Here is a 16,186-nt window from a genome sequence, read left to right as displayed (position 1 = left end):
AAAACAGAAAGGTCGATAAAACATGAATAGTGGAGATATTTGGTTGATATTATCTATGGCGGTAGTGGGAGCACTGATCGGGGGAGTTACAAATCATTTAGCGATCAAGATGCTGTTTAAGCCCCATCGCGCCATTTATATAGGAAAATGGAGGGTGCCTTTTACACCGGGATTAATTCCAAAACGAAGAGATGACTTAGCACGTTCCTTAGGTAAAACGGTAGTGGAGCACCTGCTTACACCTGCAGGCATGCAGGTGAAGCTGCGCGATGAAAATTTTCAAAGCAAAGTGGATGCTGGGGTGCAGCGAGAAGTTCTTCGCTTCCTTCGTTCTGAACGGACAGTCAGACAGCTGCTTGCGGAGATGAATGTCGAGCTGGAAGCTGAAACGCTTTATACAAAAGCGGCAAACCTTGTAAGGGAACAGCTTCATCTGCATGGAGAAAAAGAACTGGGGAGTTTACTTCCTGAAGAACTAAAGCAAAGGAAAGAAGCTGCAGCAGCCCATGCTGCTTCACATATTCAGCAAATGCTGCTTTCTTATGTCGAGAGCTATGATGGCCGCAGAAAAATACAAGATCTTGTCCGCAGCTTCTTGCAAGGAAGAGGTTTTCTTGGCAGCATGCTGTCTTCCTTCATGGATCCTGATAGTGCCGCAGATAAAATCCAGCCTGTTATTACAGAATCAGTAGGATCTGAGGGCACGAATCGCTGGTTACAACAGCTGCTAGCCGGAGAAATGGATAAACTGTTAAACAGAAAGGTAAGCGAGGTAACAAATGCGATTGGACAAGATACGGTGGAAGAAGGAATAAAGCAGCTGCTCGAACACACTATTCCATTGGACGATTTACTTGATACACCGCTTTCCGTGTATACGAAAGCCATCCAAGACGATGTATTAGCAGAAAAAGTATCGCTGCTTGTACATCGATTGCTGGAGCGTCTAGCAGGACAAGTGCCAGTTCTTATGGAACAGCTGGAGCTTGCGAAGATGGTGGAACAAGAGGTGTCTGGTTTTCCGCTTGACCGTGTCGAAGACCTTGTACTTGCAATTTCCAAACGGGAATTCAAACTAATCACGTATCTTGGTTTTCTGTTAGGCGGGATTATCGGAATTGTCCAAGGGGTTATTGCATTATTTGTCTGATAGCTTGAACTATACAGTGGTTCGCTTGTTTGTTATAGTGGAACTTGAGTAAATTTGAGGAGGTACGTACCCATGGCTAATATGTACGATCATGCGTATGAACTAGAGAAAGCAATTCGTGAAAGTGAAGAATTCCAAGGCTTGAAAGCCGCTTATGATACGGTAATGAACGATTCTTCTTCTAAGCAGATGTTCGAGAATTTCCGTAACGTTCAGCTGGAGCTTCAGCAGAAGCAAATGCAAGGACAGGAAATTACAGAAGAAGAAGTACAGCAAGCACAAAGCGTTGTACAAGTAGTGCAGCAAAACGAATCCATTGCAAAATTGATGGAACAAGAACAACGCTTGAATGTTGCAATCAATGATATCAGCCGTATTATTACAAAGCCGCTTGAAGAGCTTTACGGTCAATCAGAAGAACAATAATGTAAAAGAACTCCTTGCCAAAATGGTAAGGAGTTCTTTTACATTTATAAACCGAACGTGCATTCGCACATTGTGCATGCTACTATAGAATTAAAAAACGGAAAGGGATGCCTATGCTGCCAAAATTAACGTTTATTCATGCCGCTGATTTGCATCTGGATAGCAAAATGGAAGGTTTGACCGCTGCACACCCAGCGATGAAAACGCGTCTTCAGGAAAGTACATTTGAAGCGTTACAACGGCTTGTACAATATGCTATTACATTAAAAGTTGATTTTGTATTACTGGCCGGTGATATTTTTGATTCTAACAGACAATCGCTGAAGGCGCTGGTTGCGTTGCGCGAAGCATGCAAACAGCTGCAAGCTGCGCAAATTACTGTATACATGCAATATGGCAATCATGATTATACCGGGAATAAACCAGTGATGAGGTATCCGGACAATGTACATATATTTCAATCTGAGCATCTAGAAACGTTTATCCATTCAAAAAACAATGAGCCTGCAGCAGCTATCCATGGATTCAGTTACACTGCCCGTCATGTAAAAACGAGGGTAAGCAAGCATTACAAATCTACAGGAGATAATATGTATCAGATTGGCATGCTGCATGGAGGCATTATGACAGGCGGACCAGAAGATGTGTATGCACCTTTTACGATAGAGGACTTAAAACAAGCGGACTTTGATTATTGGGCGCTGGGTCATATACATAAACGAGAAATACTGACAGAGCAGCCGCCTATTGTATATCCGGGCAACATTCAAGGCAGACACCGCAAAGAAACAGGCGAGAAAGGCTGTTATTTAGTGGAATTGGAAGGACCGTCAAGTTCCCTGACATTTCTTCCTCTGCATGCTATCCGATTTGAAGAAGTAACTTTTTCGGTCAAAGAAGGCTGGGCACTATATGAAGCAGAAGCTAAACTAATGGAGGCAAGTGCCGGATGGGAAGAAAAGTACGGGGATGTGGTCTTGTACGTGCATTTTCATGGAGCAGCCAACCCGCTTGTGGGATGGCTCCAGGAAGATCAGCTGGAGGAGCTAATTGATATGGTCAATGAACAGCTAATGCAGCTCGGCAGGTTAACGATACTGGCAGGGTTCACGGTGCAGATTGATTCTGAGATAGATGAAGAGCAGCTTTTGGAGCGGAATGACTTTACCGCTGCCTTGTATTCTTACTCATACCAAGCGGAAGAGGTAAAGCGCAGCTTGAACGAGCTAATGGCAAATCGTCAGTTCCGGAGAATTCAGCAAGCTTTTACTGATGAGGAGATTCAGGAGCTGGTAGGTGAAGCGAAACAGCTGCTGCTTCATACCATGATGGAGGTAGACTGAACATGCGCATTAGCGGCGGACACATTTATGACTTTGGCAAACTGCATGATTTTACCTTTGATTTCTCAGATCAGTCGCTTGTTATCGTGCATGGCGAGAACGAAACGGGTAAATCCACGTTTAAAGCTTTTCTTATTTATATCCTTTTCGGCATGCGCTCACGTGAGCTGAAGCGGTATCTTCCGAGAACTGGAGGAACACCAGGCGGCAGGCTCAAGCTGCTTTTTCCAGAAGGGGAGGTAGTGGTTGAACGTATCCAGGACCGACATAACGGACAAGCAGTTTGTTATACAAAAGCAGACCAGAAAGATCAGCAGTGGCTGGAGCGGCAGCTTGCCGGAATCGACGCTGCCATATACAAGCAAGTATTTACGCTGGACACCGAAACGTTATCTTCCTTGCAGCTTACAGATAAAGAACAGCTGGGCCGAGTACTGCTTGAAGCTGGGCAGGCCGGGACTGCGGCCATTCATAAGTTAGAGAAAAAGCTGTTTCAGGATTTGCAGCAGCTATATCGCCCGCAAGGCCGGAAACCCGAAATCAATTTTATGCTGCGTGCGTTCACAGAACAGGAACAGCATGTCCGAGAACTGCACGGCAAGGAAGCGGCCTACTTGCCTGACAAAGAAAGCCTGGAGCATACAGCAGCTAGAATTCACGCCTTGCACATTGAAAAAACAGACTTGCGCAGACAAATCAATGTGCAAAAACAATATTTGCAAGCTGTTCCTTGGCTAAAGAAAGTTTCTTTTTCAAAAAAGAAGCTGCGGCAGCTAGAACATATAGAAGCATTCCCCCCAGACGGAATGAAGCGTATGCAAGCGCTGCAGAACCAATTGCAGCCGTTGGAAGCACAGGCACATGTACAGCAGCAAGAAGCGGAACGAATGAACCAGGAATTATCCACGATAGAAGGTCAGCTGATAGATGAAGATGCATATAACCAATTACATGAACTGTTGACGCACTCCGACTGGCGAGGACAGGATGTACGCATCAAAAAACTGCAGGAAACAGCAGCAGAACTGCAGATGGAAGCAAGGAATATGAAGCTTCATTATGCATATCCGGAGCGTTTTACCGGTGATATCAGAGCAAAAACAAAAGATGAGTGGCGGCTTTTACATGAACAAGTCATGATTCACGACGCAGAAAGAGAGCGTACAAAAAAAGCAATCATGGGAAAGAAGCGAGAATTAGATAAAGTGAACACGTTGCAGGAACGACTGCAGCAACATCTTATTTCAGAAAAAGAATACCGAGAGCTCCATGATCAGAAAGACAATGACAAACGGCATTCTCCCAATGCGAGTGGCAGGTTCGCAATAAAAATGCAGATTTTCTTGTCTGTTCTGCTCGCTGGAACTGGACTGCTAATGACTAGCTGGATGTTAGCAGCCAGCGGTATTATTTTGCTTGGCGGCGCATGTCTGCTATGGTGGTTGGAAAAGAAAAATGACAGGAGCTCACCGGAAACAATTTCGTACATGGAGGAAAAGATAAAGGAGCAGCAGGAGCTGCGGCTCAGGTGGCGTCAGTTAGAGGAGCAGCGTCATCCTTTTGAAGTACAGCTTGCTGATTTGCAGCAAGAGCAAAACATGCAGCTATTAGCATATGAGAAACTGCATGCCCAAGAAACTGCACATCTGGAAAGCTATCCTTTTTTACAAGCTATACCGCTGTCTGATTGGGAAAAAGCAGTGCGGGAGTGGGAAGCCAAGAAGCAGCTGGATCAAGAAATAGAAAAAATAAATCAAGAGTTGGAAAAACTGCAGTATACGCACACAACTGCAGTGGAACAGGCAGGCACGATTGCTGGCGTATCTGCATCATTATCAGCGAGTCAGATTATGAAGGAAGCAGAATATGTAATGGAAGGGCAGCGAAAGCTAAGACATGGCAAAGAACAGCTGTTAGTTCAAACAGCCGACATTCATCATCGTATGGAATCGTTAGCAGTACAGCTAAACCCCTTGAGAGAACAAAAAGCAATGCTGCTTGCTGCTGTCGGGGCAGAGAATGACAAGCAGTTCCAGACCTTATCGGACCTATATGGAAAAAGAAAACAGGTAAATGCAGATTTAGATCATTATGAAGCAGAGGCGCGGTCATTTCTGCCCGAGAAAGTTTCGGTTGCAGAAGATCCTGGCTGCTTACAGGAAGAGGCAGAACGGAAAATTGCCGAGCTGGAAACAAAGCTGGAATCTGTTGAAGAAGAATTAGATACATGTCGAAAGCAAGCGGCAATGCTGGAGGTTAAGCTAGCTGCTATCGAATCGGACACAGCTGCTTCAAACGCTTATCATGAGCTGCAGCATCAAAAGCAAGTACTGCTCGCCGCTGGTCGCAAGTGGGCGGTAAGGAAACTGGCATATGATATGCTGCTGCAAACAAAGAGAGCGTTTCAAGAAGACCGATTTCCGGACATATTAGCGGAAGCTTCTCGTCTTTTCTCGAAAGTAACTGCTCATTATGAGCGTTTGTTACTAACAGAGTCGGGAGATTTAGTTGTAAAGGATTACCATGGCAGGGAATTTGCAGTCGAGACTTTGTCAAATGGAACGGTGGAGCAGCTTTACCTTTGTTTAAGATTGGCGCTTTCAAGGAAAATAGGAAGCAAACAAGCTTTTCCATTATTAATCGATGATGCGTTCAGTCATTCAGATCAGAGCAGAAGGGCAATGTTTTACAGCATCCTTCAAGAAGAAAAAGATGTACAGCAATTTATATTATTCACGTGGGAAGAACCTGCAGCGGAGCTATCACAGCAAGCAAAAGTAATTTGCCTGAAAAAAATGCAAGAAACGCATCAGTGAACGTTTTAGCAGTCGCAAAAATACGTTAATGATGGTAAACTTATAGGATAAAAAAATTGGATTATTGTAAGCTGGAGGGACGGGCATTGCCGAGTAATGAAGAAAATTGGGCTAAGTATGAGGAATCGATTGAAAAATTCATACAAGTCATCGCCAAGAATATGAATTTGTATGGAATAACCTCATCTGTCGGCCGTCTATATGGAGCTCTATATTTTGCAGGTCGCCCCATGACATTAGATGATATGAGAGACGCGCTAGAAATGAGCAAAACGAGCATGTCCACAGGCGTACGCGCATTAGCAGAGATGAAAATGGTGGAGCCTGCTTATAAAAAGGGTATGCGCAAAGATTTATATAAATCAGAGGAAGACTGGTATAAGTCATTTACAGCTCTCTTCGGAAATAAATGGGAAAAAACAACGCAATCTAACTTGGAAGAAGCAGAAGAGACGATTGAAGAGCTGCATCAGCTGAAGGAAGAGACAGATGACCCGGAGCTTCGTCAGCGAATTGAGCAGGATATTGACCGTCTTTTATATGCTTGTGATTACTATACATGGCTTCTGCAATTCTTACATGTTGTAGAATCAGGAGAGATATTTAAGTACGTTCCAAAGCCGCCAAAGAGATAAGCATTGGAATGAAACGTAAACGCCCTTGCTAGTATAGTAAGGGCTGTATTTATGAGGGAGGAGAAAGACGTTGAAAAAAGGGATTGGATATTTTCAAGTAGGAGACAAATTCGACAGCTATCTACTAATCAAACAAGCAGACAAAGCTGTAGCTAGTAACGGGAAAGCTTTCCTTACCTTAATACTCGGAGACGACACCGGTGATATTGAAGCAAAGCTGTGGGATGCTTCACCTGCTGATGAACAGCGGTACCAAGCTGACCAGGTCATAAAAGTACAAGGTGAAGTGAATGCATTTCGCGGCAGACTGCAGCTGAAAATCCAAGCCATTCGTCTGGCCGAGCCGAATGACGGGGTGCATCCGCATGATTTCGTCAAACGGGCGCCGCTCACGAAAGAGCAGTTATTAGAGGAACTCACTTCATTTATTTTTGAAATGGAAAATCCGAACTTGCAGCGAATCACACGCTACTTTCTTTCTAATTATCAGGAAGACTTGCTTGCATTCCCGGCAGCGGTTCGCAATCACCATGAATTTGTGTCGGGTTTGGCATTCCACGTTGTGTCGATGCTCCGCATTGCACGAGAGCTAAAAAACCTTTACCCCGAAATCAATAAAGATTTGCTGTATGCCGGCATTATTCTTCATGACATTGGTAAGCTGCGGGAATTATCAGGTGCCTCTAATCCATCTTATACAATAGAGGGCAAGCTGATTGGCCACATTTCCATTATGTCAGATGAGATCGCCAAGGCTGCTCGGGAGCTGAAAATAGAAGCAGAAGAAGTAATGGTGCTGCAGCATATGATCCTAAGTCACCATGGCAAAGGCGAATGGGGAAGTCCGAAGCCGCCGCTTGTACGTGAGGCAGAGCTGCTGCATATCATTGACTTAATTGATGCAAAAATGAATACCTTGCAGCGGGTGATGGATAAAGTCGCACCTGGGGATTTCTCTGAACGTATCTTTTCAATGGAAAACCGCAGTTTCTATAAACCTGCTTTTGAGCGGGAGTAAATAGAGAGAGTAATAGAATAGAGGGAAAATATGAGATGGAAAGATTGGGATCGTAACCTGAAAATCCGTTTGTTCGGGGAAGCAATGATGCACTTCTTGTTTTGGGCTTATTTTCCCTTTATGACGATATTTTTTCAGGACGCGTTCGGGAAGGGACGTGCCGGGATCTTGCTCATGTTTTCGCAAGCTCTTTCCGTTCTGGCGAGCTTGGTAGGAGGATATTGTGCGGATCGTTTCGGCAGAAGAAAGATGATGAGTATTGCTGTAGCCGGTCAATCCATCACTTTTCTGGTATTTGCATTTGCTAATTCTCCTTGGCTCTCATCATCAGCCCTGACTTTTGCGGCATTTAGCTTTCTTGGTATATGGAGCGCTTTATATTGGCCGGCATCGCATGCCATGGTAGCAGATGTCGTCAAGGAGAAACATCGGGCTTCCGTATTTGCAGTCTTTTACACAAGTCTTAATATTGCCGTTGTCGTCGGCCCGTTAATTGGCACGATATTATTTTACTCTTACCGATTCCAGATGCTGCTTGCTGGATTTACACTTACTAGTATTTTATTCGTCATCATGCAAGTGTTTATCAGAGAGACTGTTCCGGAACAGAAACAGGCGAAAGCGGACCATGGTACCTGGTACAAGGCGGTCTGGCAGGAGCTGCAAACTTATCGGCTTATTGCGCAAGACCGGACATTCCTGCTCTTCATTGTTGCAGGGGTACTCGTGGCGCAGACGTTTATGCAGCTGGATATTCTAATTGCAGTTTACACGAGTGAGGTAATAGCTAATCAGACTGTTTTTGCGATTGGCGATTTTAGTCTGCAAGTAGATGGAAAGCAAGCATTTTCGCTTATCCTGGCTCTGAATGGGCTGTTAGTTGCTTTATTAACCGTTTATATAACAAAGCTGGTCACGAAATTCCGGATTGCACGTGTTTTCGTTGCTTCTAGTATTGCGTATGCAGCTGGTATTTGGTTATACGGCTTGACCGAAAGCTTCTGGATCTTTGTTACTGCGATGGTCCTGTTTACAATGGGAGAACTGATGGTAGTTGGTCTGCAGGAAAGCTTTGTGGCAACATTGGCGTCAGAAGAGAGCCGCGGACAGTATTTTTCAGCAGCAAGCTTGCGGTTTACGCTTGGTAAGCTGCTGGCACCGCTAAGTCTCGTATTAGTGAGCTATATTAGCTATCAGCTGACATTTACAATTCTCGCAATGTTGGCGCTGCTAAGTGCTTTCGTCTATCAAGCGATGTTCAAACGCTATCACAAAGAGCAGCGAGCCTCTTCTTCCTGACTTGACATAATTGCTTGCCCTATTGCATAGATATTAGCCAATAGGACAAGGAGGAATAAACAATGCCAGATATACCGATGTGGGTCATGCTCGTTTTTCTTTGTATGATAGGCAGCGGCTTCATGGCATTCCGAACGCAGCGGCACGATTACCAAACAGAGCAGCAATTCATCGAGCGGGAAGGAAATGTCTATATGGAGCGAATGGAAGAGGAGCGAGCTAAACGAAACACACAAATAAATGCACACGAAAAAGACCGAAACGAATGACGTTTCGGTCTTTTGCTTGTATTAGCCAGCTGTTGCAGAAGCAGCTGTCATATTATCAATCAAGTCTTCGTACTGTTCGATCTTGATATCGAAATCAGCATCTTTCAGTAATTTATTAATCTTTTCTTGCTGTTCAGCAGAATCAACTTTTTGAACCGCAAGTTCTGTTTTAATCTGTTCTTTTTCTTCTTTAAGTGAGCCAACTTCATTTTCTGTATCACGTTTGTCATCTAAACGGATAATATGCCAGCCGAAGCTGCTTTCAACAGGCTCGCTGATTTCGCCTTTATCCAATGCATATGCTGCATTTTCAAAAGCAGCGTCCATTGTGCCGGCGCTAAACCAGTCCAGAGAGCCGTTTGCTTCAACTGTAGCGGTATCAGTGGAATATTCTTCAACAAGTGCATCCCACTTTTCGCCATCGTCAAGTTTCTTTTTTACTTCTTTTGCAGTATCTTCATCTGCTACAAGGATATGACTTGCATTTAGATCTGACTTCATATGGTCATAGCGAGTTTGAATTTCCTCATCAGTAACTTCCACTCCGTCAGCAATAGCCATTTGCTGAAGTAAGCTTGTTTTCACTTGTTCACGGAAAGCATCTTCATCACTGTAACCTGCTTGTTGAAGAACAGATTCGAATGAATCACCGTATTGATCTTTTAATTTGTCCACTTGTTCGTCGATCTGTTCTTTCTTCACGTCGTATTTATCATCAAGGGCCTTCTCAAGCACCATTGTCTGTAATACTTGTTCGCCGTATTTGTCACTCAATTCTTGATAATAGTTTTCCTTGGAAATGTCCCCAGCTTTTGATTCTACCACTGTCTCACCGGAACCACATGCTGATAGTGCGACAACACTTGTCGCGAATACTGCAGCGATAGCCAATTTCTTCATGTAAATAAACACTCCTAATCCACTTGAATTTGAATGGCGGCTTGTCCGCCGTTTCCCCATAAGACAATATATCACATATTAGATACGAAAAGGCAACCTAAGGGAGCAATTCCACAGTTTTTCCATATGTAAAAACGCTCCTGATGCGGAGCGTTACTTCGTTAATATATCATAACTCTTTTCTGTACCGGAAATAACACATTTACGCGGTGCCTGCAGCAGGTTGCATAAATAGAAGCCATCCGAGAATGTCATAGCCGCATTCACACTGACAAGGAGCAGAAAATAAATCGGCATCGTATTTGAAAGTACAGCAGCTACAAACGAAGGTATTGTTATTAATACAGTTGGCATTATTAAAGAAAAGAAAGGGATAAGCCGGCTGGTTTCCGTTCTTACTTTAAAATGAAACATTGGCGCGCACTGGCCAATCCAATGCAATTTGTATATACAGCTTTTATTAGTCAGCCAAAAAGGTATCAAATGTGAGATACTATGGGTAAAAGGAAGTATATAAATAGATAGCAGGCTTAACAATAAATGTGTTTCTTCAATTTTGAAATTGGGATGGATCAGCGTCAGCATCGGGTAAAGTATAATGAACGTCAAAATTCCTATGAGAGTGGATACAAGTAGAATTCGGTGTTTCCCGAGATCTTTCTTAACGTTGACACTTCTCCAGCAGTTCATTTTTCATAGCTCCCTTCGGTCATCTAGAAAATTACGGTGAGCCTTCGTCACTTAAGAGATATTAGTACGTTTTAACGGGAAAATCAATAGCTTTCTAAGAAAATTTACTTTAAAATAAAAGGACAAGTTACGATCGTGCAAATCGGTCAGTTTTAAAGACAAAGGAAGCGTTTTTATGGAGGAAGAAAAAAAGAGTACGCTGTCTTTTCATTTACAGTTAATAGCAGAGACGGGTGTGTTAGACAAATATCCTTTTCGGAAGCTTCTCATCGAACGCAATGTAAATGAGGAGGAGTATGCTGCTGTCTTAAAATTGTTTCAGCGATTGAATAAGTTATTTCTGGAACAAAAAGAGGAAGGCTTACTCGATTACACGTCACTTTTACTAGAATTTGTCGGCATGCTGCCGGAAAAGCTTCATTATTGGGAAGTGCTACTGGCACTTCGAGAGGAAAAAGAAGATGATACATACAAAAATCTGGTAGATGAACTAATCTTACTGGACATGAAAAACCGCTATTAGCTCTAGCTAATAGCGGTTACTTTTTTAAGTATACCAGCTGCTTGTTCGTGAAATTGTAAGCTGGAAGTTAGTTTCTCTTGCATCTGCTGCCACTGCGGATCATCCTTCGGTACTGCCTGCTTGAATTGCTCCATCGCTTCTACCTGCCGAGTGGTCTGTGTATGCCACTGTTTTACTTGCAGCGTCATCAATTTGCTGTATACAGAATTGACGCTAGTATAAAAGTCCTTTCTTTCACCTTTTACCCACACACGATCAACAAGTCCTAAGTGAGATAAATTGCGAATAGCTATATTGACAGCAGTTTTGCTTTTTCCAATTATATTAGCCATTTGATCTAATGTTTGCGAATGGTTTTCTACATATAAAACGGCAAGCAGCCGTGCTTCCGTAGCTGACAAACGGAACAGTTCTCCGGTCCGTGTTAATTCCATTATGAGAGAATCGTACAATGAGGTTTGTGCTTTCATTTATCAGAGTCCCCCCTTTGTTTCTATTAAATATGTAATCCGTATGTAAAGCTTACATGAAACTTTTACAGAAAGGAAATATCTCTTAACAAAGCATTATAGAGTAAATCAAAGGAATTCAAAGCATACACAACGTTTAGTGCGTACGGTATATTCTGTACGTACTAAACGTTCAGTAATCACGTTTCATAACGTTTGATTTGTTTTTAGTTTATGTTTAGTATTAATAGGGTCGAAACATTGTAATAGGTAAATGTTCCTGATTGTTACAGGGACATGACAGAAAACTATTGAAAAAGAGGTGAATACTGTGCCAATCATTCAAGTAAATAATCTTTCTAAAGTGTTTGGAAAGAACACGAAGGCCGCGCTTCAGCTGGCTGAGTCTGGAAAAACAAAGGAAGAGATACTAAAAGAAACAGGGAGCACAGTTGGGGTTAATCGCGCTTCATTTGAAGTGGAAGCAGGAGAGATATTTGTTATTATGGGTCTCTCAGGCAGCGGTAAATCCACTTTAGTTCGTTTGATTAACCGTTTGATTGAACCAACAACCGGAGATGTCTTCATTGAAGGTGAAAATCTAGCTAAAATGGATAAAAAAGAGCTTCGCCGTGTGCGTCGTGAAAAGCTGAGCATGGTATTCCAGCGTTTTGGACTGTTCCCGAATAGAACAATCTTGCAAAACGCGGAATATGGACTGGAAGTGCAAGGCGTGGATAAGCAAGAAAGAGCGGAAAAAGCAAAGAAATCATTAGAACTAGTTGGCTTAGGCGGCTATTTGGAACAGTATCCAGGTCAGTTATCCGGAGGTATGCAGCAGCGTGTTGGTCTTGCTCGAGCACTTGCGAACGATCCGGAAGTCTTACTTATGGATGAAGCATTTTCAGCATTAGATCCGCTTATCCGTAAAGATATGCAGGATGAGTTACTGGATCTCCAAGAAACAATGAAAAAGACTATCCTGTTTATTACACATGACTTGGACGAAGCACTTCGAATCGGAGACCGCATTGCTTTGATGAAAGACGGTAATATTGTACAGATTGGAACTCCAGAAGAAATCCTCATGAATCCTGCTAACAGCTACGTTGAGAAATTTGTTGAGGATGTCGATCGTGCGAAAGTGTTGACTGCTAATCAAATAATGAAACGTCCAGAAACAATCAATATTGATAAGCATGGTCCGCGTGTTGCTTTAGAACGGATGCGGGAGGCTGGATTGTCCAGTATTTTTGTTGTCGATAGCAAACGTACGCTGCAAGGAATCATTACGGCAGATGCAGCGAATGAAGCTCGTAAAAATGAAGTGACAAACTTATCAGAAATTATCCAGCGTGAAGTACCGACAGTAGAGAAAGATACACAGCTGCATGATTTGTTCGCAGTTATCCATGATTCGCCAGTTCCTCTAGCAGTAACGGAGAATGGCAAGCTGTTAGGAATTATCGTCAGAGGTGCTGTTATCGGAGCACTTGCTGGTGAAGGTGAGGTGAACGTGAATGCTTAATTTTATGGAAAATGTCGAATCACTGCCAGTTGCAGACTGGGTAAGTGAATTCGTTGACTTACTAACAGATACATTTGCTTTCTTGTTTGATCCGATTAAAGAAGGATTAGGCAACTTCATGGACATGGTTACGCAAGGTCTTGACGCGATCCCGCCTGTCATCTTTATCATAGTAATCGCTATCTTAGCATTCTTCATGACAGGGAAGAAGTTTGGTTTGGCGATATTCAGTATTGTCGGCCTGCTGTTTATTTGGAACCAAGGATTATGGAGTCAATTGATGGACACATTTACGCTCGTGTTAACAGCTAGTATTTTATGTGTCATTATTGGTATTCCAATTGGAATCTTGATGTCTAAGAGTAGGATTGCAGAAACGATTATTACACCAATTTTAGACTTCATGCAGACAATGCCTGCATTCGTCTATCTAATTCCGGCGGTTGCATTCTTTAGTATTGGTGTTGTGCCTGGAATATTTGCATCTTTAATTTTCGCTACACCGCCAACAGTTCGTTTTACAAATCTTGGTATCCGTCAAGTATCCGACGAATTGGTAGAAGCAGCGGATGCATTCGGTTCTACTGGGCCGCAAAAACTGTTTAAAGTTGAACTGCCGATGGCGAAGTATACAATTATGGCTGGTATTAACCAGACTGTCATGCTGGCTCTATCGATGGTTGTTATCGCATCCATGATCGGTGCGCCTGGACTAGGACGTGAAGTATTGTCATCTCTTCAACGTGCACAAGTGGGGCCGGGATTTGTTGCTGGACTAAGTATCGTTGTGCTTGCTATCATCATCGACCGTTTTACGCAAAATGTTTATAAAGACAGATCTAAATAAGTAGAAATGCCTGTTTACAGGCTTTCAATAAACGTTAGAAAAGGGGAGTTTGATTATATGAGGAAATGGAAGACATTAGGTGCAGCTGCAGGGTTAGCTATGACATTGGTAGCAGCTGGGTGTGGTAATGACGATTCTGCTTCTGGCAGCTTTAGTGAACAAGTTGATTATAAGATTACTGGTATTGAAGCTGGTGCCGGTGTAATGAAAGCGACAGAAAAAGCCCTTGAAGATTATGAAACGCTAGAAGGCTGGACATTGCAGCCATCTTCCAGCGGTGCTATGGCGACAGAGCTAGGCAATGCTATTGAAGACGAAGAACCAATCATCATCACAGGCTGGACACCGCATTGGATGTTCAGTAAATATGATCTGAAGTATTTGGAAGATCCAAAAGGTTCCTTCGGTGAAGAAGAAACAATTAATACAATGACGCGTCAAGGTTTTGCAGACGATATGCCTGATGCTAACAAAGTGCTAGATCAGTTTAACTGGACAACCGAAGATATGGGAGAAGTAATGCTGGAAGTTAGTAATGGTACAGACCCAGCAGAAGCAGCTCGCAACTGGGTAGACAACAACCCTGACAAAGTTGCTGAGTGGACAGATGGCGTAGAGAAAGGCAGCGGCGACGTAAGCCTTGCATATGTAGAATGGGACTCTGAGGTAGCTTCTACGAACGTTATGAAAGTGGTCCTTGATGATCTAGGATTCAATACAACTATTACACCAATCGATAACGCTGTTATGTGGCAGTCTGTCGCACAAGGTGAAGCAGACGCAATGGTAGCAGCTTGGCTTCCGACGACGCATGGTGATTTGTATGACCAATACAAAGACCAAGTGGTTGACTTGGGACCAAACTTGGAAGGTGCGAAAACAGGACTTGTCGTACCTGACTATGTAGATGCAGATTCCATTGAGGATCTTGAAGCAAAATAATAGCGTAATTGGAGAAACCTCTTCCGTTCGGGAGAGGTTTTTTTGTATGAAGGAGCCGCTGGGGCTGGCATTTTAATGATATAGCCATGCACTAAATCAAGCACCAAAAAAAGCTCTCCATCACGGAGAGCTTTTTTTACTGATTATTTTTTTGGTTTGCTTTTTCTTCCAGATCTTTCAAACTTTTCTCGATTTGAGTTAAGCTTTTCTGGATATTTTTTTGATGCGGTTCAACTGTTCGTTTCCAGCTGTCGATGGAGTTTTTAACTTCGGTTGACAGTTCCTTGAACATCGCAGAGCCTTCTTTAGAGGTCTTGGCAATCTGTTCTTTCAGCTGCATTCCTTCGTTTTTTAGATTATTAAATGTAACCTTCCATTCGTCGCTGCGCTGTTTCGCATCTGTACGCAGATCCTTCCCGGAGGATGGTGCTGTCAGCAGTGTGATTGCGGCGCTGACTGTACTCCCGACAAGGATACCTAAAGCGATTGATTTGCTACTAGCCATCATCTCACTCCTTCCTACTTCATTATACTATTTTCTCTTCTTATGTAGCAGTGAAACCTCTTCGTACAAGCTAATTAAATCTTGCTGCTGATTGTCTCTGCTAATTCGCCAAGATGATCGCTGGCAATAGAATCGTGCTGCTCGAAGGTAGCGTGAAAACCATCATCTTTTCCGTAACGAGGGATAAGGTGTACATGCAGATGGAACACTGTCTGACCTGCTGCAGCTTCTGTGTTGCTAAGTATGTTCATTCCAGCAGGCTGGAATGCCTCTTTAATGGCATTTGCTACTTTTGGTACACGAGCAAACACTTCCTGAGCCACTTCTGGCGGTGTTTCGTATATATTCTTCGTATGTGTCTTTGGAATAATGAGGGTATGGCCTTTTGTTACTTGACCGATATCCATAAAAGCAAGAACTTGATCATCCTCATACACTTTTGCAGATGGCAGTTCACCTGCGGCAATTTTACAAAAAATACAATCCTTATCGTGCATACGATCACTCCTTTGGCATGTATACATATTGTATAAAGGAATGGACATGCTTGTAAAGTAAGTCGAATGAAAATAAGCAGACATCCCGTAACGGCCGGAATATTGGAATTCTTCGCGTTTTGGGAGTGTCTGCCTCAGAAGCAAGGCTGCCAAGAGGTAAAACCATTTCGAACTGTACAGCGGCTTACGTAGTTAGCGCCAGTACACTTTCAGCTTGCTTACGAATGTAAATCAGCTTACTTTCGGACGTAGCGGTCTGTATCTCCTACCAACACCTCATCTCATTAATGGGTCCTGCTTTGGAAACCCTCTTGGCAACTTCTTTGCTTCGAGAATAGTATGTGCAGGC

17 protein-coding genes are annotated in these 16,186 nt (G+C 43.1%); 12 read left to right on the top strand and 5 right to left on the bottom strand.

Annotation, left to right across the window (positions count from 1 at the left end; all coding sequences use genetic code 11):
* Nucleotides 1-43 precede the first annotated feature (43 nt).
* The 8 genes from CRO17_RS11555 to CRO17_RS11520 all read left to right on the top strand — a co-directional run bounded on the left by CRO17_RS11555 (nt 44) and on the right by CRO17_RS11520 (nt 8,956).
* Nucleotides 44-1,150 carry a DUF445 domain-containing protein gene (locus CRO17_RS11555; protein WP_179637002.1) on the top strand — a complete coding sequence of 369 codons (1,107 nt, stop codon included), beginning with the start codon at nt 44-46 and terminating at the stop codon, nt 1,148-1,150.
* A 72-nt stretch (nt 1,151-1,222) separates the two neighbouring features.
* A complete protein-coding gene (locus CRO17_RS11550; protein WP_097042380.1) occupies nt 1,223-1,576 on the top strand; it encodes a YlbF/YmcA family competence regulator in 354 nt (117 codons plus the stop codon).
* A 113-nt stretch (nt 1,577-1,689) separates the two neighbouring features.
* Nucleotides 1,690-2,919, top strand: a complete 1,230-nt coding sequence (locus CRO17_RS11545; protein WP_179637000.1) for a metallophosphoesterase family protein — start codon at nt 1,690-1,692, stop codon at nt 2,917-2,919.
* Nucleotides 2,920-2,921: 2 nt separating this feature from the next.
* The gene (locus CRO17_RS11540; RefSeq protein ID WP_097042376.1) at nt 2,922-5,735 is read left to right on the top strand and encodes an AAA family ATPase; all 2,814 of its coding nucleotides are present in this window, start codon (nt 2,922-2,924) and stop codon (nt 5,733-5,735) included.
* A gap of 86 nt (nt 5,736-5,821) precedes the next feature.
* Nucleotides 5,822-6,370, top strand: a complete 549-nt coding sequence (locus CRO17_RS11535; RefSeq protein ID WP_097042374.1) for a GbsR/MarR family transcriptional regulator — start codon at nt 5,822-5,824, stop codon at nt 6,368-6,370.
* A gap of 70 nt (nt 6,371-6,440) precedes the next feature.
* Nucleotides 6,441-7,388 (top strand): 3'-5' exoribonuclease YhaM, encoded by a 948-nt coding sequence (yhaM, locus tag CRO17_RS11530; RefSeq protein ID WP_097042372.1) that lies wholly within the window; start codon nt 6,441-6,443, stop codon nt 7,386-7,388.
* Nucleotides 7,389-7,418: 30 nt separating this feature from the next.
* Nucleotides 7,419-8,687 (top strand): MDR family MFS transporter, encoded by a 1,269-nt coding sequence (locus CRO17_RS11525; protein WP_097042371.1) that lies wholly within the window; start codon nt 7,419-7,421, stop codon nt 8,685-8,687.
* Between the two features lie 62 nt (nt 8,688-8,749).
* Nucleotides 8,750-8,956, top strand: coding sequence for a sporulation YhaL family protein (locus tag CRO17_RS11520; protein ID WP_097042369.1), 207 nt, complete (start codon nt 8,750-8,752; stop codon nt 8,954-8,956).
* A gap of 21 nt (nt 8,957-8,977) precedes the next feature.
* Here CRO17_RS11520 and CRO17_RS11515 read toward each other — a convergent pair whose 3' ends face one another.
* Nucleotides 8,978-9,856, bottom strand: a complete 879-nt coding sequence (locus CRO17_RS11515) for a peptidylprolyl isomerase (RefSeq protein ID WP_097042367.1) — start codon at nt 9,854-9,856, stop codon at nt 8,978-8,980.
* 153 nt (nt 9,857-10,009) lie between these two features.
* Entirely contained in the window at nt 10,010-10,441 is a 432-nt protein-coding gene (locus CRO17_RS11510) for a DUF3267 domain-containing protein (protein ID WP_245864785.1), read from the bottom strand.
* Between the two features lie 280 nt (nt 10,442-10,721).
* Between CRO17_RS11510 and CRO17_RS11505 the strand changes: the two genes are divergently transcribed.
* Nucleotides 10,722-11,069, top strand: coding sequence for a DUF1878 family protein (locus CRO17_RS11505; RefSeq protein WP_097042364.1), 348 nt, complete (start codon nt 10,722-10,724; stop codon nt 11,067-11,069).
* Nucleotides 11,070-11,071: 2 nt separating this feature from the next.
* Here the strand turns inward: CRO17_RS11505 and CRO17_RS11500 are convergent, their stop codons facing one another.
* Complete coding sequence (locus tag CRO17_RS11500) at nt 11,072-11,539, bottom strand: GbsR/MarR family transcriptional regulator (protein ID WP_097042362.1); 468 nt, start codon at nt 11,537-11,539, stop codon at nt 11,072-11,074.
* A 310-nt stretch (nt 11,540-11,849) separates the two neighbouring features.
* On the opposite strand from CRO17_RS11500, the gene CRO17_RS11495 reads away from it, so the two are divergent.
* From CRO17_RS11495 to CRO17_RS11485, 3 genes are read left to right on the top strand one after another with little or no spacing between them, the layout of a single operon-like run.
* Nucleotides 11,850-13,046, top strand: coding sequence for a quaternary amine ABC transporter ATP-binding protein (locus tag CRO17_RS11495; RefSeq protein ID WP_097042360.1), 1,197 nt, complete (start codon nt 11,850-11,852; stop codon nt 13,044-13,046).
* On the top strand, nt 13,039-13,893 hold the full coding sequence (locus CRO17_RS11490; protein ID WP_097042359.1) for an ABC transporter permease: 855 nt from the start codon (nt 13,039-13,041) through the stop codon (nt 13,891-13,893). The genes CRO17_RS11495 and CRO17_RS11490 overlap by 8 nt, the downstream gene beginning before the upstream one ends.
* 57 nt (nt 13,894-13,950) lie before the next feature.
* On the top strand, nt 13,951-14,835 hold the full coding sequence (locus CRO17_RS11485) for a glycine betaine ABC transporter substrate-binding protein (protein WP_097042357.1): 885 nt from the start codon (nt 13,951-13,953) through the stop codon (nt 14,833-14,835).
* Between the two features lie 136 nt (nt 14,836-14,971).
* Here the strand turns inward: CRO17_RS11485 and CRO17_RS11480 are convergent, their stop codons facing one another.
* On the bottom strand, nt 14,972-15,340 hold the full coding sequence (locus CRO17_RS11480) for a YtxH domain-containing protein (protein ID WP_097042355.1): 369 nt from the start codon (nt 15,338-15,340) through the stop codon (nt 14,972-14,974).
* 74 nt (nt 15,341-15,414) lie between these two features.
* Nucleotides 15,415-15,837 (bottom strand): HIT family protein, encoded by a 423-nt coding sequence (locus CRO17_RS11475; RefSeq protein WP_097042353.1) that lies wholly within the window; start codon nt 15,835-15,837, stop codon nt 15,415-15,417.
* Nucleotides 15,838-16,186 lie beyond the last annotated feature (349 nt).

Origin of the sequence: Terribacillus aidingensis, from assembly GCF_900215625.1 — a bacterium.
Taxonomy (GTDB): Bacteria; Bacillota; Bacilli; order Bacillales; family Amphibacillaceae; genus Terribacillus; species Terribacillus aidingensis.
The sequence above is the reverse complement of the archived record's forward strand: the minus strand, read 5'-3'. Positions and strand labels throughout refer to the sequence as shown.